Source organism: Bradyrhizobium sp. HKCCYLS3077, assembly GCF_051167555.1.
Classification (GTDB): Bacteria; Pseudomonadota; Alphaproteobacteria; order Rhizobiales; family Xanthobacteraceae; genus Bradyrhizobium.
In genome coordinates this window covers 99,003-117,839 of the sequence record NZ_JBNPTH010000004.1, presented here as the reverse complement: position 1 = coordinate 117,839, position 18,837 = coordinate 99,003, and the positions used below count along the sequence as shown (strand labels likewise).

19 protein-coding genes are annotated in these 18,837 nt (G+C 66.1%); 1 reads left to right on the top strand and 18 read right to left on the bottom strand.

What is annotated here, in order from left to right; genetic code table 11:
• Positions 1–398: 398 nt before the first annotated feature.
• Entirely contained in the window at positions 399–1,421 is a 1,023-nt protein-coding gene (locus ACQR0Z_RS16745; RefSeq protein WP_434919385.1) for an aldo/keto reductase, read from the bottom strand.
• Between the two features lie 174 nt (positions 1,422–1,595).
• Between ACQR0Z_RS16745 and xth the strand changes: the two genes are divergently transcribed.
• Entirely contained in the window at positions 1,596–2,387 is a 792-nt protein-coding gene (xth, locus tag ACQR0Z_RS16740; protein ID WP_434859058.1) for an exodeoxyribonuclease III, read from the top strand.
• Positions 2,388–2,394: 7 nt separating this feature from the next.
• Here xth and ACQR0Z_RS16735 read toward each other — a convergent pair whose 3' ends face one another.
• The 17 genes from ACQR0Z_RS16735 to ilvD all read right to left on the bottom strand — a co-directional run bounded on the left by ACQR0Z_RS16735 (position 2,395) and on the right by ilvD (position 18,716).
• Positions 2,395–3,240, bottom strand: coding sequence for an urease accessory protein UreD (locus ACQR0Z_RS16735; RefSeq protein ID WP_434919384.1), 846 nt, complete (start codon positions 3,238–3,240; stop codon positions 2,395–2,397).
• Entirely contained in the window at positions 3,237–3,881 is a 645-nt protein-coding gene (gene ureG / locus ACQR0Z_RS16730; RefSeq protein ID WP_434919383.1) for an urease accessory protein UreG, read from the bottom strand. Before ureG ends, ACQR0Z_RS16735 begins: the two co-directional genes overlap by 4 nt.
• Positions 3,878–5,584: an urease subunit alpha gene (ureC, locus tag ACQR0Z_RS16725; RefSeq protein ID WP_434919382.1), complete on the bottom strand. Its 1,707-nt coding sequence runs from the start codon at positions 5,582–5,584 to the stop codon at positions 3,878–3,880. The genes ureG and ureC overlap by 4 nt, the downstream gene beginning before the upstream one ends.
• 3 nt (positions 5,585–5,587) lie before the next feature.
• Positions 5,588–6,286, bottom strand: coding sequence for an urease subunit beta (ureB, locus tag ACQR0Z_RS16720; RefSeq protein ID WP_434919381.1), 699 nt, complete (start codon positions 6,284–6,286; stop codon positions 5,588–5,590).
• 12 nt (positions 6,287–6,298) lie between these two features.
• Entirely contained in the window at positions 6,299–6,976 is a 678-nt protein-coding gene (locus ACQR0Z_RS16715) for an urease accessory protein UreF (RefSeq protein WP_434919380.1), read from the bottom strand.
• Positions 6,969–7,418 (bottom strand): urease accessory protein UreE, encoded by a 450-nt coding sequence (gene ureE, locus ACQR0Z_RS16710; RefSeq protein WP_434919379.1) that lies wholly within the window; start codon positions 7,416–7,418, stop codon positions 6,969–6,971. Before ureE ends, ACQR0Z_RS16715 begins: the two co-directional genes overlap by 8 nt.
• Before the next feature lie 297 nt (positions 7,419–7,715).
• A complete protein-coding gene (locus ACQR0Z_RS16705; RefSeq protein WP_006614371.1) occupies positions 7,716–8,018 on the bottom strand; it encodes a putative quinol monooxygenase in 303 nt (100 codons plus the stop codon).
• Positions 8,018–9,532, bottom strand: a complete 1,515-nt coding sequence (locus ACQR0Z_RS16700; RefSeq protein WP_434919378.1) for an amidase — start codon at positions 9,530–9,532, stop codon at positions 8,018–8,020. The genes ACQR0Z_RS16705 and ACQR0Z_RS16700 overlap by 1 nt, the downstream gene beginning before the upstream one ends.
• An 85-nt stretch (positions 9,533–9,617) precedes the next feature.
• Positions 9,618–10,319, bottom strand: a complete 702-nt coding sequence (locus ACQR0Z_RS16695; protein WP_315719933.1) for an ABC transporter ATP-binding protein — start codon at positions 10,317–10,319, stop codon at positions 9,618–9,620.
• A complete protein-coding gene (locus tag ACQR0Z_RS16690) occupies positions 10,316–11,044 on the bottom strand; it encodes an ATP-binding cassette domain-containing protein (protein ID WP_434859066.1) in 729 nt (242 codons plus the stop codon). The genes ACQR0Z_RS16695 and ACQR0Z_RS16690 overlap by 4 nt, the downstream gene beginning before the upstream one ends.
• Position 11,045: 1 nt before the next feature.
• A complete protein-coding gene (locus tag ACQR0Z_RS16685; protein WP_434859067.1) occupies positions 11,046–12,098 on the bottom strand; it encodes a branched-chain amino acid ABC transporter permease in 1,053 nt (350 codons plus the stop codon).
• Positions 12,098–12,964 (bottom strand): branched-chain amino acid ABC transporter permease, encoded by an 867-nt coding sequence (locus ACQR0Z_RS16680; protein ID WP_434877195.1) that lies wholly within the window; start codon positions 12,962–12,964, stop codon positions 12,098–12,100. The genes ACQR0Z_RS16685 and ACQR0Z_RS16680 overlap by 1 nt, the downstream gene beginning before the upstream one ends.
• Positions 12,965–13,057: 93 nt before the next feature.
• Complete coding sequence (locus ACQR0Z_RS16675; RefSeq protein WP_434877194.1) at positions 13,058–14,296, bottom strand: ABC transporter substrate-binding protein; 1,239 nt, start codon at positions 14,294–14,296, stop codon at positions 13,058–13,060.
• Between the two features lie 112 nt (positions 14,297–14,408).
• Positions 14,409–15,458, bottom strand: a complete 1,050-nt coding sequence (locus tag ACQR0Z_RS16670; protein WP_434859070.1) for a substrate-binding domain-containing protein — start codon at positions 15,456–15,458, stop codon at positions 14,409–14,411.
• Between the two features lie 187 nt (positions 15,459–15,645).
• Positions 15,646–16,122: a GNAT family N-acetyltransferase gene (locus tag ACQR0Z_RS16665; RefSeq protein WP_434919377.1), complete on the bottom strand. Its 477-nt coding sequence runs from the start codon at positions 16,120–16,122 to the stop codon at positions 15,646–15,648.
• Positions 16,123–16,171: 49 nt separating this feature from the next.
• Positions 16,172–17,005 (bottom strand): tetratricopeptide repeat protein, encoded by an 834-nt coding sequence (locus tag ACQR0Z_RS16660; protein WP_434919376.1) that lies wholly within the window; start codon positions 17,003–17,005, stop codon positions 16,172–16,174.
• Positions 16,992–18,716, bottom strand: a complete 1,725-nt coding sequence (ilvD, locus tag ACQR0Z_RS16655) for a dihydroxy-acid dehydratase (protein ID WP_434859073.1) — start codon at positions 18,714–18,716, stop codon at positions 16,992–16,994. The genes ACQR0Z_RS16660 and ilvD overlap by 14 nt, the downstream gene beginning before the upstream one ends.
• Positions 18,717–18,837 lie beyond the last annotated feature (121 nt).

Here is an 18,837-nt window from a genome sequence, read left to right as displayed (position 1 = left end):
GTAGCGCCGTCTCGAACCATGAGGCCCGATTAGCGGGCCTCGCCCTTCGAGACGCCCGCCTCCGGCGGGCTCCTCAGGGTGAGGGGCGAGAGTTCTCTCTTGAACAAAAACCCGATGCGGTTAGCCGGAACAAAAACCCGATGCGGTTCGCCGGGACGACTTAGTGAGCCAAACATCGTCACATTGAAGACTGCGGGTCCGGCACAGTCGTGAGGCTCAACCGCCGATCGGTCCGGGGTCGACGCCCCCCGTTGTGGCGGCTCCAGAATGACCGGAGCGCGGCCACGTCACGATCGAAGCCGGATGTTACTGCCCAGCCGCCTCCGCCGTCAAATGCATCGGCGCCGCAGGCGCGCGGCCCGCGGCTGAAGATCCACAGCCGTTCCGCCGGAGCGAGATCAGCGCCGCTCGTTCAGCATCGGGAAGCCGCGCTGGTGCCAGACCGGATAGGCCGCCGGAATGTCGCTCGCGGCATCGAGCGTGGCCACCTGCTCGGCCGTCAGGTTCCAGCCGACCGCGCCGATGTTCTCGACCAGCTGGTTCTCGTCGCGGGCGCCGACGATGATCGTCGACACGGTCGGGCGCTGCAGCAGCCAGTTCAACGCCACCTGCGGAATGGTCTTGCCGGTCTCCTTGGCGACGCCGTCGAGCGCGTCGACGACGCGATACAGCCGCTCCTCCTCGAAATGCGGACCCGTACCGGCGATGTCGTGGGCGCGCGTGCCGGGCTTGGCCGGCTGTCCGCGGCGGATCTTGCCGGTCAGCTTGCCCCAGCCGAGCGGGCTCCAGATCACGGCGCCGACCCCCTGGTCGATGCCGAGCGGCATCAGCTCCCACTCATAGTCGCGGTTGAGCAGCGAGTAATAGGCCTGGTGCGCGACGTAACGCGGGTAACCGTAACGGTCAGCGGCCGACAGCGACTTCATCAGGTGCCAGCCCGAGAAGTTCGAGCCGCCGATGTAGCGGATCTTGCCGTCGCGCACGAGCTGGTCGAGCGTCGAGAGCGTCTCCTCGACCGGCGTGTTGTAGTCCTGGCCGTGCAGTTGATAGAGGTCGATGTGATCGACGCCGAGCCGCTTGAGCGAGCCGTCGACCGCTTCGATCAAATGCTGGCGCGACGAGCCATAATCGTTGGGACCGTCGCCCTTCGGGAACGTGCCCTTGGTCGAGATCAGGAGCCGGTTGCGCTTGCCCTTGATGGCCTGGCCGAGAATGGTCTCGGAGAGGCCGCTCGAATAGACGTCGGCGCTGTCGAACATCGACACGCCATGATCGAGGCAGACGTCGATCAGCCGGCTCGCGCCATCGGCGTCGGTCGCGCCCCAGGCCTTGAAGAAGTCGTTGCCGCCGCCGAAGGTAGCGGTGCCGAAGCTGAGCGCGGGCACCCGCAGGCCGGAATGGCCGAGACGTCGATGATCCATGATGGTCTCCCTGTTGAAAGCATGAATACGCGGACACGCGGCCGGCCGCCATGGGGCACCTCTGCATGGCCCGGCTGCGCCGGCCTGTGAGTCTGCCGGCCAATCGCCTTGACCCGGGGCCCTGCCGCTTGGTCTAACCGGGACCGATCGTTTGAGCCTGCTGGGAACCCGCCGATGCGCATCGCCACCTGGAACGTCAATTCCGTCCGGCAACGGATCGAGCACCTCGTGACCTGGCTCAAGGAGTGCTCGCCTGACATCGTCTGCCTGCAGGAGATCAAGTGCACCGACGATGCCTTCCCAAGGCTCGAGATCGAGGCGCTCGGCTACAACGTCGTCACCCACGGCCAGAAGACGTTCAACGGCGTCGCTCTGCTGTCGAAGCTGCCGTTCGACGAGACCAAGTCCGGGCTCGACGGCGATGCCGAGGACGTGCATGCGCGGTTCCTGGAAGGCGTGGTCAGCTTGAAGACCGGCGTGGTCCGCATCGCGTGCCTCTATCTGCCCAATGGCAATCCGGCGAACACGGATAAATATCCCTACAAGCTCAAATGGATGTCGCGGCTTCGTGACTATGCGCGTGAACGGCTGAAGACCGAGGAGCCGTTGATCCTCGCAGGCGACTTCAACGTGATCCCGGCCGCCGCTGATGTCTCCAATCCCGAAGCCTGGGTCGACGATGCGCTGTTCCGGCCTGAAACGCGCGAGAGCTTTCAGTCGCTGCTCGGCCTCGGCCTGACCGACGCGCTACGCGCCGTCAACGACGCGCCGGGACAGTACACGTTCTGGGACTACCAGGCCGGCGCCTGGCAGAAGAACATGGGGATCCGGATCGATCATCTGCTGCTGTCGCCGCAGGCCAGCGACCGGCTGGTCGAGGTCGGCATCGACAGCTATGTGCGCGCCTGGGAGAAGCCGTCGGATCACGTGCCGGTGTGGGCGGATTTCGATCTGGAAACGGCGTAGGCCGGGTTCAAGCGGCGCCGGCGACGGGGCCGCTCCGCAACGTCGCTCGCGCGTTGATCTCGATTTCGCGATAGACCCCGGCTATGGCGTCGAAGCCGGCGCGCAGCGCGCGCATCTCGCGTCCGGCCAGCCGCACACCGATGCCGACGCGCCCGGGCAGCACGCTCGCGGCCGCGTAGAGGCCCTCAACCGGCGCGATCGCATGCGACAGCAGCTGGCCGATCGCCCCGGGATCGTGCGAAGGCAGCAGCAGCGTGGCCGAGCCGAAGGCGCGGCGCCCGTTGAAGCGGGCGATGTCCGGTTGGCGCAGATGCATGCGGTCGATCAGCAAGGACTCCGCATCCGGCCGCCGGACGATGAGGGTGGAGTCGAGTTCGCGGAACAGCCGGCCCTGCCCGTCCGGATCGTGCATCGTGAACGCGTCGGTGACGAGCGCAGACGCATCGCCGGCGCAGTCGAGCTCGAGCACTTGGCGCAGCGCGGCGTCGGGAAACAGGATGCGCGGCTCCGGCCGGTAGTCGAGCGACGCGCCCGCCGCGACGCGCAGCAGCACGTGTTCGACGGCGCGCGTGCCTGGCTCGGCCCGATGCACCGCGGTCGCGCCCTGCGTGGTGATGCAGACTGCCGCCGCTTCCGCCAGCGTGAAGCGCTGCGTCAGCCGGTCCTCGCCATGCACGGCGCCGCTGCCGGTCTGGAGGATCACGCTGAGCTGGTCCGGCCGCGCCGCGTCGGTGTGGAAGCTGCGCGTGAGCACAAAGGGCCAGGCAAACAAGCGCCGGTCGATGACGGTGCGGCCGCCGCGGCGGACGAAGGACAGATCGAGGCGCGGCTTCTCTGGGCCAAGATCGCTCACGAGCGGAACAGCACCTCGCGCTCCAGCAGATCGACGACCGCGTCGATCCCCTCGCCGCGGCGGCAGTTGGTCAGCAGCACCGGCCGGCCGCCGCGCACCTCCGTGGCCTCGCGCTGCATGCGCGCGAGATCGACGCCGACATGCGGCGCGAGATCGACCTTGTTGATGACCAGCAGATCGGCGCGGATCACGCCGGGGCCGCGCTTGCGCGGGATGTCGTCACCGCCGGCGACGTCGATTACGAACATCCAGAAATCGGTGAGGTCGCGCGAGAAGGTCGAGGCGAGATTGTCGCCGCCGCTCTCCAGCAGGATCAGCTCGACGCCGGGAAAGCGCCGCTCCAACTCGTCGGCGGCCTCGATGTTCAGCGTCGGGTCCTCGCGGATCACGGTGTGCGGACAGGCGCCCGCTTCCACTGCCGAGACCCGCTCGGGATCGATGAGCCCGGAGCGGCGGACGCGCTCGGCATCTTCAGCCGTGACGAGATCGTTGGTGATGACAGCGATGTCGATGCCGCGCGCCTGCAGCGCGGGGATCAATTGCTCGACCAGAGCGGTCTTGCCGGAGCCGACAGGGCCGCCGATGCCGACGCGCGCGGCGGTCATCGGAGCATCGGTGCGCGTGAGAGCGAGACGGCTCATCGCAGCATGAACCTCCTGGCGAGCGGCACGGTCGTGGCCGGCGGACACATCAACAGCTTGCCGTCGGCGCGGACCTCGAAAGTCTGCGGATCGACCTCGACATGCGGCATCGCGGCGTTGCGGACCATGTCGGTCTTGCGCAGGCGGCGGACGTTCTTGATCTGCACGGTTTCGCGACCCAAGCCGAGCCTGTCGCGAACGCCGGCGTCGACCGCGAGCTTCGACATGAAGTTCACGCCGAGCCGCTGCGGCGCGCTGCCCAGCGCGCCCCACATCCGCTTCTGGATCATCGGCTCTGACAGCCCGAGGCTGCCATTGCCGTCGCCCATCGCGGCCCACACCGGGAAGCCGTTCTTGATCACCATGTACGGCTTGAGCCCGAACGAGGCGCGTGGCCACAGCACGAGGTCGGCCATCTTGCCGACCTCGATCGAGCCGACGACATGGTCGATGCCGACCGCAATGGCCGGGTTGATCGTGAGCTTGGCGACGTAGCGCTTGATGCGCTCATTGTCGGCGCGAACAGTCGTCTCCTCCGCCAGGCGGCCGATGCGGTCCTTCATGACGCTCGCAAGCTGCCAGCATTTGGCGACGTTCTCGGCGAGCCGGCCCATGCCCTGCGTGTCCGTGCCGAAGATCGAGATCGCGCCCATGTCGTGCAGAAAGTCTTCCGCCGCCATCGACTGCCCGCGCACCCTGGACTCGCCGAACATCACATCTTCCGGGGCGTTGTAGTTGAGCTGATGACAGATCATCGTCATCGGCACGCCCTCCTCCATCCCATAGGAGGTGTAGGGATTGGTCGGGTTGGTCGAGGACGGGATGACGTTGGGCCAGGACACGACTTTGAGCAGGTCCGGCGCGTGGCCGCCGCCGGCGCCCTCGACGTGATACATGTGGATGGTGCGGCCATCGACCGCCGCCATCGTGTCCTCGCAGAAGCCGTATTCGTTGATCGAGTCCGTATGCAGATGGACCGCGAAATCATGACGATCCGCTGCGATCAGCGTCTTGTCGATGACGTCGGGCGACGCGCCAAAATCCTCGTGGATCTTGACCGACATGCCGCCGGCCGCGACCGCCTCCTCGACCGCTGCCGGATCGGAGCCACCGCGGCCGAACAGCGCGTAGTTCAGCGGCGAGAACTCGATCGACTTGAGGAAATGGCCGAAGTTCGGCCCCGCGCCCGAGCCGACGTCGAACACCGGTCCCGAGCCGTTGCCGACCATGGTGGTGGTGCCGCCGGCCAGCGCATGATCCGACTGCTCCGGCGAGATCAGATGGGCGTGGCTTTCGATCGCACCCGCGGTGACGATGAACGGGCCGCCGGCAATCGGCGCGGTGGTATGGCCGACCACCATGTCCGGATGCACGTCCGGCATGATGTCGGGATTGCCGGCCTTGCCGATGCCGACGATGCGGCCGTCGCGAATGCCGATGTCGGCCTTCACGATGCCGATCACGGCGTCGACGATGGTCGCATTCTTGACGACGACGTCGAGCGCCTTGTGATTGGACGTCCGGTGCGCGGCGACGGCCTCGCCATCGCGGATGTTCTTGCCGGCGCCGACCAGAAGCTCATGGCCGTAGGTCGTGTAGTCGTGCTCGATCTCGGCGAACAGGCTGGTGTCGGCGAGCCGGATCAGATCGCCCTTGGTGGGGCCGTACAGCTCGGCATAGGCTTTCCGGGTGAGCGTGGCCATGGCTCAGGCTCCGAGATAGCCGCGCGACTGCGCAAGCTTCAGCGCGGCGTCGCGCGCGCCGGGGGCATCGAGCGGACCGTTGACCAAGCCGGCCTGGCCGCGCACGATCCGGTCGCCGGTGATCGGGATCAGCCGCACGGACTTGATCACGCCCGGCTCGAAGCGGACACCGAGGCCCGCGGGTCGGTCGATCTTCATGCCCCAGGCCGCGGCGCGGTCGAAGCGCAGCGCCCGATTGACCTCGAAGAAATGAGTGTGGCTGCGCACCTGGATGTCGCGGTCCCCGGTATTGACGACGTCGATGGTGACCGCCGGCAGATCCGTGAACATCGAGATGTCGTCGCCGCCCGCGATGATCTCGCCGGGCACGACGTCATCACTCGCAGCGCCCTCGGCGGGCTGGATCGGCTCGAACAGCGCCATCACCTTGGTGCCCTCGGCGAACATCAGCTCGACATAGAGCATCGGAATCATCTGGGCGACGCCGGGCTCGACGTCATCGGTGGTGAGCAGCCGTCCCGCCATGTCGCGGATCTCGGCATAAGGCAGATTGCGGCGCGCCGCGGTCATCACCTCATCGGTGATGTAGGCGACCGCCTCGGGATGGCTGAGCTTGATGCCGAGCTGGCGATTGCGCCGCGCCATCTGCGCGGCGTTGAAGATGACGAGACGATCGAGCTCCGTCGGCGACAGGTTCATCATGGCCAGGGCACCTCAGGTCGTGAACATGCGCACGTGCCGCAGCGGCCCGCGCGACACGGCGATATCGATGAAGGGCGTGAAGCTCGACGGCATCGCGTCGTCGTCGGGCGCATCAGTGAGCAGATCAGCGAGCAGCGCGCGGGCACGCGCCAGGCTCTGCTGCGAGTCGATGTGACCGATCAGGCCGAGCCGGACGGCGGCGCTGACGAGGCCAGTGATCAAGGTCCAGCCTGAGACCAACTCGGCGGCATCAAGGCTCAGGCCGGCGTCACGGCCGGTGATCGCCTGCACGACGGCAAGATGGCCAAGCCGCGCATCCGCCGAGACACGCGCGCGATAGGACACAGACAGCGGGCCCGCGAGCTTGACCCAGACGCCGAGCAGCGCCCTGCCCGCCCGCCGCGATCCCTCGCGCATCTCGGCCGACGGCGTGGTGGCCTCCGCGAGGCGGTCGACGGAAGCAATCGCGTCGCTGTCGCTCGCGTACCACGCGCGGCGCAGCAGAATGCGATCCATGCTGGCCCAGCGCTGCGCGAGATGGTCTGCGATGACGCCGTCGAGATCGCTGCGATCGGACAGCAGCCCATCGGCCGCAAGGCCCTCGATGCCCCAGGAAAACGCGAAGCCGCCGGCGGGAAAGGCGCTGTCGCCAAGCTGCAGCAGCGCGAGCGCCTCGCCGCGGTCAAACATGCGCGCGCTCCACCACCTCGCCGGAGTCGAGCAGCGGCTGGATGCGGGCGCGATAGGTGGCGAGCGGTGCATCGAGCAGCACGACGAGGTGATCGCCCTCGAACCTGACGCGCCAGTGCAGATTGCCGGCGTGCCAGCCGAGCTTGAGCGCGCTCGCATCGTCGCGGGCCTTCAGGCGCAGCACCTGCTGCTCGCCGAAGCGGGCGATGATGGCGCGGTCGGAATCGAGATGCAGCAGCGCGCCGTCGATGAGTTCCTCGTCGCGGTCGAGGCTGACCGCGCAGTCAGTGCCGTGATCGGTGGTCAGGCGGAAGCGCTTGCGGCCGGCGTCCTCCGGCGGCACGAACAACAGCTCGATGCCGCCACGATGCTCCAACGTATGCAGTTGCCGCGCATAGATCTTGTCGTCGGCGCGTCCCATGATGCCGTGCAGACGGAGCATCGGCGGTGGTCCTCTTTGTTGTTCAGCGCTCGTGGTTCGATTGGGGCCTCGTGGTTCGAGACGCCCGCCAAGCGGCGGGCTCCTCACCATGAGGGTTGAGATCGTGTGCGGGACTTCCATGCGATGTGGCTGCAAGCCCATAGGAGTTCTTGCGGAGCTCGCTCTTGCAAATTCTTGCAGAGCAAGCCCTGGCAACAGACGCTCATCTCGCCACACCCACCGCCCTCGTCCTGAGGAGCCCGCCGCTTGGCGGGCGTCTCGAAGGACGATTGGCGAACTCGCCTCTCTCGCCTCGCCCTACCGCATCGTCGCCGACACCTCCTGCGAGGTCACGAGAATGACCTCGCCGTCGAGGATCGGCTTGGCGATGCCGAAGAAGGTCGCCACCGCGGCGGAGCCGTTGTGGCGGTCCATCGCGGCCTTGTCGGCGAAGCGCTCGTAGGTGGTGAACAGACCGGGCTCGGTCTCGCTCTGCGAGATGAAGAACCCGATCGTCTCCGGCTCGTTGGCCGCAACATGGGCCGCGACGGCGACGAGGGCGTCGCGCATCGTGGCCTCGTGTCCCGCCTTGGCCCTGATGACCGCGGTGATGGTGATCATTAGAACTTCTTCCAGTCGCCGTCGGCCTCGAACGCCGCCGCCGCCTGGTAGATGGTGGACTCGGCGTAGTCCTTGCCTATCAGCATCAGGCCGACCGGGAGACCGTCGGAAAGGCCGCACGGCACGGTCATCGCGGGATGACCGGTGACGTCGAACGGGCTCGTCGTCGCGGTCATCTCGAAGGCGCGCTGCACGACTTCGGCGAGCGGCGCATCCTTGGCCGGGATCGGCGTCGCGACGCAGGGCAAGGTCGGCATCAGCAAGAGGTCGTAGGAGCCGAACATCGCGTCATAGGCCGCCTTGGCCTGGATCGCGATGTTGCGCGACTTGGCGTAATAGCGGCCGCGATAGTGCTCGAGACCCCACTGACCGACCAGCATGGTCAGCTTCAAGGTCACCGAGAGATCGTCGGCGCGGTTGCGCCAACCGGAATGCGCGTCGAGCAGGCCGACGTCATAGAGGCCCTTCCAGTTGAAGCCCATGCCGTTGCCGAGCATCATCTGCACCAGGAAGCCTTCCAGCGTGATCGGATTCCACGCCGCCAGCGCATGCATGTGCTCGGGGATCGAGACCTCCGACACGGAGGCGCCCATCTTGGCGAAGCGCTCGGCGCCGGCCTTGACCTTGCTGACCACACCCTCCTGCATGTTCGGCGCGCTGAAGCCTTCCTTGAGCACGCCGATCTTCAGACCCTTCACGCCCTTGCCGAGCGCCTCGGTGTAGGCCGAGACCTTCGGCGCGTATTGCCGCGGATCGAGGCCGTCGGCGCCGGCCAGCACTTCGAGCAGCAGCGCGTTATCCTTGACGTTGGCGGTCATCGGTCCGGTGTGGTCGATCGTCGACTCGATCGGCATCACGCCGGTGTAGGGCACGAGGCCGTGGGTCGCCTTCATGCCGTAGATGCCGCAATAGGATGCGGGGATGCGGATCGAGCCGCCCTGGTCGCCGCCGATGGACATATCGACCTCGCCGGCCGCCACCAGCGCGGCGCTGCCCGAGGACGAGCCGCCGGCCGAATAGCCCATCTTCCAGGGGTTGTGCACCGGCGCCGGATCGGAGGTGTGGCTGCCGCCGGACAGGCAGAAGTGCTCGCACACGGCCTTGCCGACGATGGTGCCACCGGCATCGAGGATGCGCGAGACGATGGTGGCGTCCGCGGCGGGAATGAAGCCTTCGAGCGTGGTCGAGCCGTTCATCATGGGAACGCCGGCGAGCGCGACGTTGTCCTTCAGCACGACGGTACGGCCGGCGAGCTTGCCGGAGCCAGCGCCCTTCACCTCGGTCTTGATCGCCCAGGCGTTATACTTGTTCTCCTTCGCCGGCGGCTTGGCGCCCGGCGTGCGCGGATATTTCACCGGCGGCAGCGGGTTCGGCAGCTCATCGATGATGTCGTACTGATCGAACATGCCGCCCATCAGCGCGAGATATTCGGCGGCCTCCTCGACCGTCATGTTCATGTGCAGGCTGGCGGCGAGATCGGCGACTTCCTCGGCATTCGGGCGTTTGATTGACATGAGTCATCCTTTCTTGTGAGGACAAGCTGGAGCAAAGACAGGAGTGTACAGTTCAGTTGCGCCGGCGCAGCCGCGCCGGAATTCGCTAGCTCGGAATCATCTGACCTTCCCGGGCCAACAAAGTCTCACGGTCGAGTTCCTCGGTGATGCGTCCCTTCTGGATGTGCAGGATGCGGTCCGATAACGACGTGATGAATTCGAGGTTCTGCTCGACGACGATGAGGGACATCTTCCAGCGCGTCTTCAGCGCCAGCAAGGTCTCGATGATCTCCTCGATGATCGAGGGCTGGATGCCTTCGGTCGGCTCGTCCAGCAGGATCAGCTTCGGCTTGGTGCAGAGGCAGCGCGCCAGCGCCAGCAACTGCTGCTCGCCGCCGGACAGCGCGCCGCCGCGGCGGTCGAGCAGCCGCACCAGGCGCGGGAAATCCTGCAGCACGGCGTCGATGACGCCGCGATCCTCCTTGGGCGCCGCGGCGAGGCCCATGCGGAGGTTCTCCATCACCGAGAGATCGGGGAAGATCTCGCGGCCCTGCGGCACCAGGCCGATGCCCAGCCGCGAGCGCTCGTGCGGCTTGAGATGGGTGATGGTCTTGCCGGCGAACACGACGGAGCCGTCGGTGGTCGGCAGATGCCCCATCAGGGTGCGCAGCGCGGTTGTCTTGCCCATGCCGTTATGGCCGAGGATGCCGAGATACTCGCCGTCGGCCACCGTGAGGTCCACACCGAACAGGATCGGGATTCGGCCATAGCCGGACTTGAGGCCCTTGACCTCGAGAAGCGCGCTCATGCCGCCACCTTCTTGCCGAGATAGACGTCGCGCACGCGCTGATCGGCGAGCACCTTGTCGACGGTGTCCTCGACCAGCACGCGGCCCTGGTGGAACACGGTGACGCGCTTGGCGATCTGCTTGATGAACTCCATGTCGTGCTCGACGACGACGATGGCGCGGGTCTGGTTGATCTCGCGAATGATCGCGGCCGTATGGAAGGTTTCCTCGTCGGTCATCCCTGCGGCGGGCTCGTCGAGCAGGATCAGTTCAGGTTCGGCGGCGAGCACCATGCCGATCTCGACCCACTGCCGCTGGCCGTGCGAGAGCGTCGCGACGATGCTTTCGGCATAGTCGGTCAACCGGATCATCTCCAGCACCGCGTCGACGGCAGGTCCCTGCTGCCGCGGCGTCGCCTTGCGGCGCACCGCCATCCAGATGTTCTCGCGCACCGAGAGACCGTTGAACACGTTCGGCACCTGGGTCTTGATGCCGATGCCCATGCGCGCGATCTCGTGCGAAGCCTTGCCCGCAATCGGCATGCCGCGGAACGCGATGGAGCCGGAGGTCGGCACCAGCTGTCCCGTGAGGGTCTTGAAGAACGTGCTCTTGCCGGCACCGTTCGGGCCGATCAGGCAGCGCAGCTCCATCTCCTGCAGCGTGAAGGTGATGTCGTCATTGGCGACCACGCCGCCGAAGCGCATCGTCAGGTGCTCGGCCTTGAGCAGAGGGACGAGTTCCGCCATGTCATTCGGCTCCTGCGGGATGCGGCGCTGCCGCTGACGGCACGGGGCCATTGGTCTTCGGCTTCTTATCCGGGATCAGCCGCATCACCAGATCACGCGCGGTCGGGAAGATGCCTTTCGGCAGCAGCAGCACGAACACGACCAGCACGCCGCCGAGCACGAGGTTGGAGTTGAGAAGCTGCTGCGAGCCAATATAGGCGACGATGTATTCGATGACGACGCAGCCGATGATCGGTCCGAGCAAGGTGCCGAGGCCGCCGACCGTGATCCAGATGATGATCTCCGCCGAGAGCGACAGGCTGAAGATGGTCGGGCTGACGAAGGCGCCCCAGTTGACGTAGAGCGCGCCGGCAAGGCCGGCGATGGCGCCGCCGAGAATGAAGGTCAGGCACTTCACCAGGCGCGGATCATAGCCGAGCAGCGACGCCCGCACCTCGTTCTCGCGCACGGCGACGATGATGCGACCGGCCGGCAGAGCCAGCAAGAGCCGTAGCAGCAGGAACACGCCGAGCAGCACATAGGCGGTCGTCCACCATGACTGCTCCGGCGACAGCACCGTCGACGGATCGAACGGCATGTTGAAGGTCGGCACCGCCGGCATGCCGTTGAAGCCGCCGAGCAGCGCCTTGCCGATCTTGTAGGCGTCGCCCGAGGTCGAGTTGACCGAGTTGAACAGGATCAGGGTGACGGTCAGCGTGATGACGCCGAGATAGACGTCGGAGATGCGGCCGAAGAAGATGAAGTAGCCGAGGATCGCCGCGAACAGCGCGGGCACCACGATCGCCAGCAGGATTGCCGGGGTGGAGTCCTGGAAGTTCACGGCCGCGATTGCATAAGCGTAGCCGCCGAGGCCGAAGAAGGCGGTCTGGCCGAACGACAGGATGCCGCCATAGCCCCAGATGAAGGCGAGGCTCAGCGCCAGCACCGACATCGCGGCAAACAACGTCAGCTGCATCAGGCCGAACAGCTCGATCACGCTCGGCACGATCGCGATCACGCCGATGGCGACAACGGTGCCCGCGGCCTGGAGAGCGAAGCGAAGGCGCTTGTCCATCACAGGTTCCCCTTGAAGAAGCGCCCGGAGATACCCTGCGGCAGCAGTCGGATGAGCACGATCGCGGTGGTGAAGACGATGACCTCGCCATAGACCGGCGTGGTGAAGTAGGCGCCGACCTGGTTGACCGAGCCGAACAGGCTGGCTGCCGAGAGCGTGCCGGAGAGGATCGCGGCGCCGCCGCCGACCACGGTCATGAACGCCTTGGCGACGTACGCTCCGCCCATCACCGGCGTGATGCCGGAGACCGGCGCGAGCAGGCCGCCGGCAAGGCCGGTGACGGCCGCACCAAGCGCGAAGGTGCTCATATAGACCCGGGCCGGGTTGACGCCGAGCGTGGCGGCCATGGCGGGGTTCTGCATCGTGGCGCGCGCGACCAGGCCGAAGCGGGTGTAGCGCATCACGCCGTAGATGATCGCCATCATCACCGCCGCCATAAGTGCGAGGAACAGCGTGTAGTAGCTCGACTGGTAGGAGCCGATCGAGAAGCCGCCGAGCGGCGTCGGCACGCCCTGCTGGGTGTTGCCGTAGATGGTGGTGATGATGCCGATGATGAGAAGACTGAGGCCCCAGGTCGCGAGCATCGAATCCACCAGCCGCCCGTAGAGGAAGCGGATCAGGCAGCGCTCGATGACCAGGCCGACCAGGCCGACGAAGACGGGCGCGATGACCAGCATCGCAATCCAGATGTTCACCCCGGCATTGGCCGAGATCACGGTCGCATAGGCTCCCAGCATGATGAACTCGCCATGGGCGAGATTGATGATCTTCATCATGCCGAAGATGATCGCCAGCCCCAGGCACAGCAGGAACAGCGAGGAGATTCCGTTGAGAACGTCGAGCGCGAGGATGACGTAGATCGCCATGCGGGGTCTTTCCGGGCAGTCCAGTTCAGGGCAGTCCAACTCAGGGCAGTCGAGGAAACCGGGCCCCGCCGGACGGCGGGACCCGGAAGCGCGTCAGAGATTGATGATGTACTGCTTGACGTCGTTCGGGTTCTTGACGAGGTCGCAGACGCTCGCGGTGTCCGCCGGCTTGGCGTCGGTGTAGGTCTCCAGCACCGACCATTTGCGATCCTTCACCTCGGCGAGGAACGCGTTGCGGACGGTGTGGTGGGTCTGCTTGTCGAGCGAGACCTTGCCGCTCGGACCATCGAACACGAGACCGCTCTCGAGCGCCTCGATCACCTTCATGCGGTCGATGCTTCCGGCCTTCTTGACGCCGGCGGCCCACAACATCACGCCTTCATAGGTGCACGAGGCGAGCTCGCTGATGTAGGGCGAGTCCGGATGCGCCTTCTTGATCTTCTCGACGAAGCTCTTGGAGGCCGGCGTGGTCAGCTCCTCGAAATAGCCGTAGGCGCCGATGACCCCATCGCTCTCCGCCGCGTCCAGGGTCGAAGGCTCATTGACGAGACCGAAGGTGGTGGAGGCGATCGGGATCTTCCCCTTCATGCCGGCCGCGGTCCACTGCCGGTAGAACGCGGTGTGGTTGCCGCCGACCAGCGCCGACAGGATCAGGTCGGGCTTGGCCGCCTGGATCTTCGAGATGGTGGAGCCGAAATTGGTGACGTCGAGCGGGAAGAAGTCGGTCGAGAGGATCTCGCCGCCATTGTCCTTGCAGTATTTGGTCATCCACTTCGCGGTGATCTGACCGTAATTGTAGTCGGCCGCGATGATGTAGGCCTTCTTGCCGGCCTTCTTCATCGCGCTCGGCACCAGCTTCTCGACCGTCTGGGCCGGCGTGGTGCCGGTGCAGAAGGTGTTGCGGTCGCAGACGCCGCCTTCGTACAGCGTATTGTAGAAGTACAGCACCTTGAAGCGGTCGAAGGTCGGACGGATCGCCTCGCGCGAGGCCGAAGTGATGCCGCCATGGACGACGTCGACCTTGTCCTTCACGGCCAGCTGTTGGGCGTATTGCGAGTACAGCTGGATGTTGGACTGGGTGTCGTAGTGCATGACCTTCAGCGGCCGCCCGAGCAGGCCGCCGCCGGCGTTGATCTCATCGACGGCCAGCTGCAGCGCGTAGACCATCGGCGTGCCGGAGGTGCCGATCGGACCGGACTGGTCGTGCAGGCTGCCGACCGTGATCGGGTTCTCCGCCGCGAGCGCTCCCGAACGGAACACCGCAGGTGCTGCGATCAAGGTCGACGTCGCAATGGCCGAGCGTTGCAGGAAACGACGGCGAGAAAGAGTCATCAGAGGTCCCCATGGGTTGGTGATGCGGTTTCACGAGTTGGCCAAAGTTTAAAATTACAATATTTGAAATGGCAAGTTATTTTTTGCCGCGCCGTGTTGCTTTGGCGCGATCCTATCGCGACGCGACGACTGCAAAGTCGTAACCGTCCAGCTCGGCGAGGTGGATCGGATGGCGGCCACCAACCACGGGCTGCGCCTCGTTGCCGCGGGCCGTTCGCCGCTGCAGGGTGCGACCGAAGACGCGCCGCAGATCGCGCGCGTCGAAGCTCTCGGCGCGCTCGATCAGCGCGGCGAGCGCATGGATGCCTTCGTAGCAGGACTCGCCATAGCCGTTGGCCGGCGGCGGATTGTCACCATAGGCCGTGTAGTAGCGCTCCAGGAACGCGCCGTTGTTGCGCGACCGCAGCGAGGCGAAATAGCTCGAGGCGACGAAGACGTTTTCCGTCTCGCTGCTGTCGAGACCGTAGATGATGGTCTCGTCGAACGCGGAGGAGAAGCGCAGCACGTGGCGGCTGAGGCCGGCTTCGCAGAACGCGCGGTTGAAGGCGATGCAGTCAAAGCCGAGGAAGACCGGCAGCACGACGTCGCTACGCGTCGCCTTGATGCGGTCGAGCATCGCGTCGAAATCGTGCACGCCGACCGGCACGTAATGCTCGCCGGTGACGATGCCGCCGTAGCGCGCGATCAGCCGCTTGGCGATGGCGAGCGAGGAGCGCGGCCAGATGTAGTCGTTGCCGCACAGGAAGAAGCGGCGCGCATGTTTGCTTTCGGAGAGCCACTGGATGGCGGGGGCGAGCAGTTCGCCGGCGGTCTCGCCCGTGGTCATGACGTCGCTGTCCGGGGCGAGCCCCTCGAACTGCGGGGTGTAGAGGAACGGCACGCGGCCGCGGGCCGCCTCGGCGACCGGATCGCGCGCATAGCTCGGCAGCATGCCGACCAGGCCGTCGACCGCGAGCTCCTCCACCGCCTCGGCCGCCGCCCGTCCCGCGCTGACGCCGTTGGTCCCGGCGTCGATCACGACCAGTTCCACCGGCCGGCGGCGGATTCCGGCCGCCTGGTTCAGCTCGTTCACGGCCAGCCGACCGCAGGCTTCGGCGGAGGGTGCCCACAACCCTGCCGAGCCGCACTGAGGAATGATCAGGCCGATCCGAACGCTGCGCAAACGTGCCGCCTCTGCTGTCGCAGAGCATTTGCACTCACAAATCGTGCCAAGCGCGATTCGCGGTCTTCAGGGTCGTTTATGGAGCAGAGATCGACTATTTTGATCAGGGATCGCAGCGCTGATCAAAAGACCGGCGACACCCCGCTCAATCCATAGGCAGTCGCCGCGGAAGGCCTGTGGGTCCGACTCAGGGTCCACGGACCAGTGTCTTGCGCATCGAATAGGACGCCGCGGTGCCGAACTTGCCGACGGGCACGCCGACATCGACATAGCCGCGGGCGAGGTAGAATCGGTGCGCGGTCTCGGTGCTGAGCAGCGCGATGTCATGCGCTCCATGCACGATCGCCCGCCGCTCGAGCTCAGCGACAAGCGCCGAGCTCACGCCGCGGAAGCGCGCCTGCGGCGAGACGTAGTTCAGCGTGATCTCGTTGGGATGAGCGAGCCCGCCCGCGCCGAGAATCGTCCCCTCCTCGACGGCGACCAGCAGCGACCGGCCCTGCCCGTCGGCCCAGCCAGCGACGGTCTCGGGCGTCTTGTTGGCGAGCCAGCGAGCGAGGATGTCCGGATTGCCGCGGTGATCGGCGGCGCATAGATCGATGATCGAGGCGCGCAGCACGGCGCAGATCGCCGCGGCGTCATCAGGGGTGGCATCGCGGATCATCATCCTTCGTCCCTCCGTCACGCGGAGGGAACGCGATGCATTCCGCTGCCGCCTACTCGCGCTTGCCCTGCACCCAGCTCTCGAGCATCTGCAGCGCCGTGGCGCGGTCGTCGTCCGAGGCCTTGGCGAAGGCGCGGTTGTAGCTCTCCTTGATCCAGGCTTCGTCCGGACCGGCGCTGTCACGCGCCAGAGTGAGCCACATCAGGCCGCGCGCCGGCTGGCGCGGCAGCCGGTCGCCGTTGAACAGCATCTGGCCAAGCAAGGCCTGGGCCTGATGCTGGCCCTTCTGCGCCGCGAGGCCGAGCCAGCGGGCACCATAGCGGAAGTCCTCGCGCGAGGCGTCGGCGGTCTTCAGATACAGCCGCGCCAGATCGTACTGGGCGTCGGCATTGCCGAAATAGGACGCCGCATACGAGAACATCTCGCGGGCGCGGTCCGGGTCGGCCTTCACCTTCGAGTTCGGAATACCGCTCAGATAGTACCGCCCCAGCGCCACGAAGGCATTGGCGACGATCTGCGCCTGCGGCGCCGACGGGCTGTCCTCCGCATGCGCATTGGCGATGCGGCTGAAATAGTCGAACGCGCGCATGTCGTCACGCGCCACGCCGTCGCCGGCGGCATACATCCGCCCGAGCTTGAACTGCGCGACCGGGTGACCTTCTTCCGCGGCATATTGCAACGCAGTCAGGGACTGCGTCGGATTGGTCGTGGCGGTGGTCGCGGGCATCGACTTGCGCAGCGCACCGGCGCCGGCCTGCGGCCCTGCCACGGGAATCGCCGGCTCCTGGTTGACCGGAGCGCCGTCGAACGCGAGCGACGGCGTCGGCAACGCGAGCGGGGCAATCCCCAGCATCAATGCAAAGATGATCCGATCAGATGTCCGCATAGCAATACTTCTCTTGCGCACCACCTGGGTGGGTGACGGCACCCGCCACGGCCGGCCCGACCTGCTGGGCATATTTCCAAAGTGCGCCCGACGTGTGATGTGTCTCACGCGGCGTCCACTTGGTTCTGCGTGACGCGAGTTCGGCATCGCTCAACTTGACGTTAAGGATGCCAGCCTCGGCGTCGATCTCGATGATGTCGCCATCCTGGACCAGGGCGATCGGCCCGCCGATGGCCGCCTCCGGTCCGATATGGCCGATACAGAATCCACGGGTCGCGCCCGAGAACCGGCCGTCGGTGATGAGCGCGATCTTGCCGCCCATGCCCTGCCCGGTCAGCGCCGCCGTGGTCTGCAGCATTTCCCGCATGCCCGGACCGCCGCGCGGCCCCTCATAGCGAATGACGATGACCTCGCCTTCGCGATAGGTCCGCTTCTGGACGGCCTCAAAGGCATCCTCTTCCCGATCGAAGCAGCGGGCCGGCCCGGTAAATTTCAAGTTCGACATGCCCGCGACTTTCACGATCGCGCCCTCTGGCGCGAGATTGCCTTTCAGACCGACCACACCTCCGGTTGCGGTGATCGGCTTGTCAGCCGGCATCACCACGTCCTGGTGCGGGTTCCACTTCACGCCTTTGAGGTTTTCGGCGATCGTCCGGCCGGTGACTGTGAGGCAGTCGCCGTTCAAATAGCCATGGTCGAGCAACGTCTTCATCAACAGCGGAATGCCACCAGCCTCGAACATGTCTTTGGCGACATAGCGGCCACCTGGCTTCAAATCCGCGATATAAGGTGTCTTTTTGAAGATTTCGGCGACGTCGAACAGGTCGAACTTGATACCTGCTTCGTGTGCAATCGCAGGTAGATGCAGGGCCGCGTTGGTCGAGCCGCCGGAGGCCGCCACCACCGCAGCGGCATTCTCCAGCGCAGCGCGCGTCACGATGTCACGCGGCCGGATGTTGGCTTCGATCAGCTCCATGACCTTCTCGCCGGCGGTCATGCAGAACGAGTCGCGGATCTCATAAGGAGCCGGTGCGCCCGCCGAGTACGGCAGCGCCAGCCCGATCGCTTCCGAGACGGTCGCCATCGTGTTCGCCGTGAACTGGGCGCCGCAGGCACCGGCGGACGGACAGGCGACGCGCTCGAGCTCGTCGAGGTCCTCGTCGGACATCGCGCCCACGGAGTGCTTGCCGACCGCCTCGAACATGTCCTGGACGGTGACCTGCTGGCCACGGAAGTTGCCCGGCAGAATCGAGCCGCCATAGATGAAGATCGACGGCACGTTGAGCCGGACCATCGCCATCATCATGCCCGGCAGCGATTTGTCGCAGCCGGCGAGCCCCACCAGCGCATCGTAGGAATGGCCGCGAATCGTCAGCTCGACCGTGTCGGCGATGGCTTCGCGCGACGGCAGCGACGAGCGCATGCCGTCATGGCCCATCGCGATGCCGTCGGTCACGGTGATGGTGCAGAACTCGCGCGGCGTGCCCCCGGCATGCGCGACGCCCTTCTTCACGGCCTGGGCCTGCCGCATCAGCGCGATGTTGCAGGGCGCGGCCTCATTCCAGCACGAGGCGACGCCGACGAAAGGCTGATGGATCTGGGCCGTGGTCAGGCCCATCGCGTAGAGATAGGACCGATGCGGCGCACGCTCAGGCCCTTCCGTCACGTGACGGCTGGGCAGCCTGCGCTTGATGTCGGTCTTCGCGTCCATCGCTGTTCTGGCCTCCCGGTGCTGAGGAGAACGCTCAAAATCCTAAAGGTGGATTTCCCGCAGCCTCACACGCACTGGTTATATTCTCATCAAAGTATTTCACGACCAGGTGTGGCCAAAA

Excerpts from the sequence above, each read along its gene's own strand:
- ACQR0Z_RS16745 (WP_434919385.1), bottom strand. The coding sequence starts at position 1,421 with ATGGATCATCGACGTCTCGGCCATTCCGGCCTGCGGGTGCCCGCGCTC.
- xth (WP_434859058.1), top strand. The coding sequence starts at position 1,596 with ATGCGCATCGCCACCTGGAACGTCAATTCCGTCCGGCAACGGATCGAG.
- ureG (WP_434919383.1), bottom strand. The coding sequence starts at position 3,881 with ATGAGCCGTCTCGCTCTCACGCGCACCGATGCTCCGATGACCGCCGCG.
- ureC (WP_434919382.1), bottom strand. The coding sequence starts at position 5,584 with ATGGCCACGCTCACCCGGAAAGCCTATGCCGAGCTGTACGGCCCCACC.
- ureB (WP_434919381.1), bottom strand. The coding sequence starts at position 6,286 with ATGATGAACCTGTCGCCGACGGAGCTCGATCGTCTCGTCATCTTCAAC.
- ACQR0Z_RS16715 (WP_434919380.1), bottom strand. The coding sequence starts at position 6,976 with ATGTTTGACCGCGGCGAGGCGCTCGCGCTGCTGCAGCTTGGCGACAGC.
- ureE (WP_434919379.1), bottom strand. The coding sequence starts at position 7,418 with ATGCTCCGTCTGCACGGCATCATGGGACGCGCCGACGACAAGATCTAT.
- ACQR0Z_RS16705 (WP_006614371.1), bottom strand. The coding sequence starts at position 8,018 with ATGATCACCATCACCGCGGTCATCAGGGCCAAGGCGGGACACGAGGCC.
- ACQR0Z_RS16700 (WP_434919378.1), bottom strand. The coding sequence starts at position 9,532 with ATGTCAATCAAACGCCCGAATGCCGAGGAAGTCGCCGATCTCGCCGCC.
- ACQR0Z_RS16695 (WP_315719933.1), bottom strand. The coding sequence starts at position 10,319 with ATGAGCGCGCTTCTCGAGGTCAAGGGCCTCAAGTCCGGCTATGGCCGA.
- ACQR0Z_RS16690 (WP_434859066.1), bottom strand. The coding sequence starts at position 11,044 with ATGGCGGAACTCGTCCCTCTGCTCAAGGCCGAGCACCTGACGATGCGC.
- ACQR0Z_RS16685 (WP_434859067.1), bottom strand. The coding sequence starts at position 12,098 with ATGGACAAGCGCCTTCGCTTCGCTCTCCAGGCCGCGGGCACCGTTGTC.
- ACQR0Z_RS16680 (WP_434877195.1), bottom strand. The coding sequence starts at position 12,964 with ATGGCGATCTACGTCATCCTCGCGCTCGACGTTCTCAACGGAATCTCC.
- ACQR0Z_RS16675 (WP_434877194.1), bottom strand. The coding sequence starts at position 14,296 with ATGACTCTTTCTCGCCGTCGTTTCCTGCAACGCTCGGCCATTGCGACG.
- ACQR0Z_RS16665 (WP_434919377.1), bottom strand. The coding sequence starts at position 16,122 with ATGATGATCCGCGATGCCACCCCTGATGACGCCGCGGCGATCTGCGCC.
- ACQR0Z_RS16660 (WP_434919376.1), bottom strand. The coding sequence starts at position 17,005 with ATGCGGACATCTGATCGGATCATCTTTGCATTGATGCTGGGGATTGCC.
- ilvD (WP_434859073.1), bottom strand. The coding sequence starts at position 18,716 with ATGGACGCGAAGACCGACATCAAGCGCAGGCTGCCCAGCCGTCACGTG.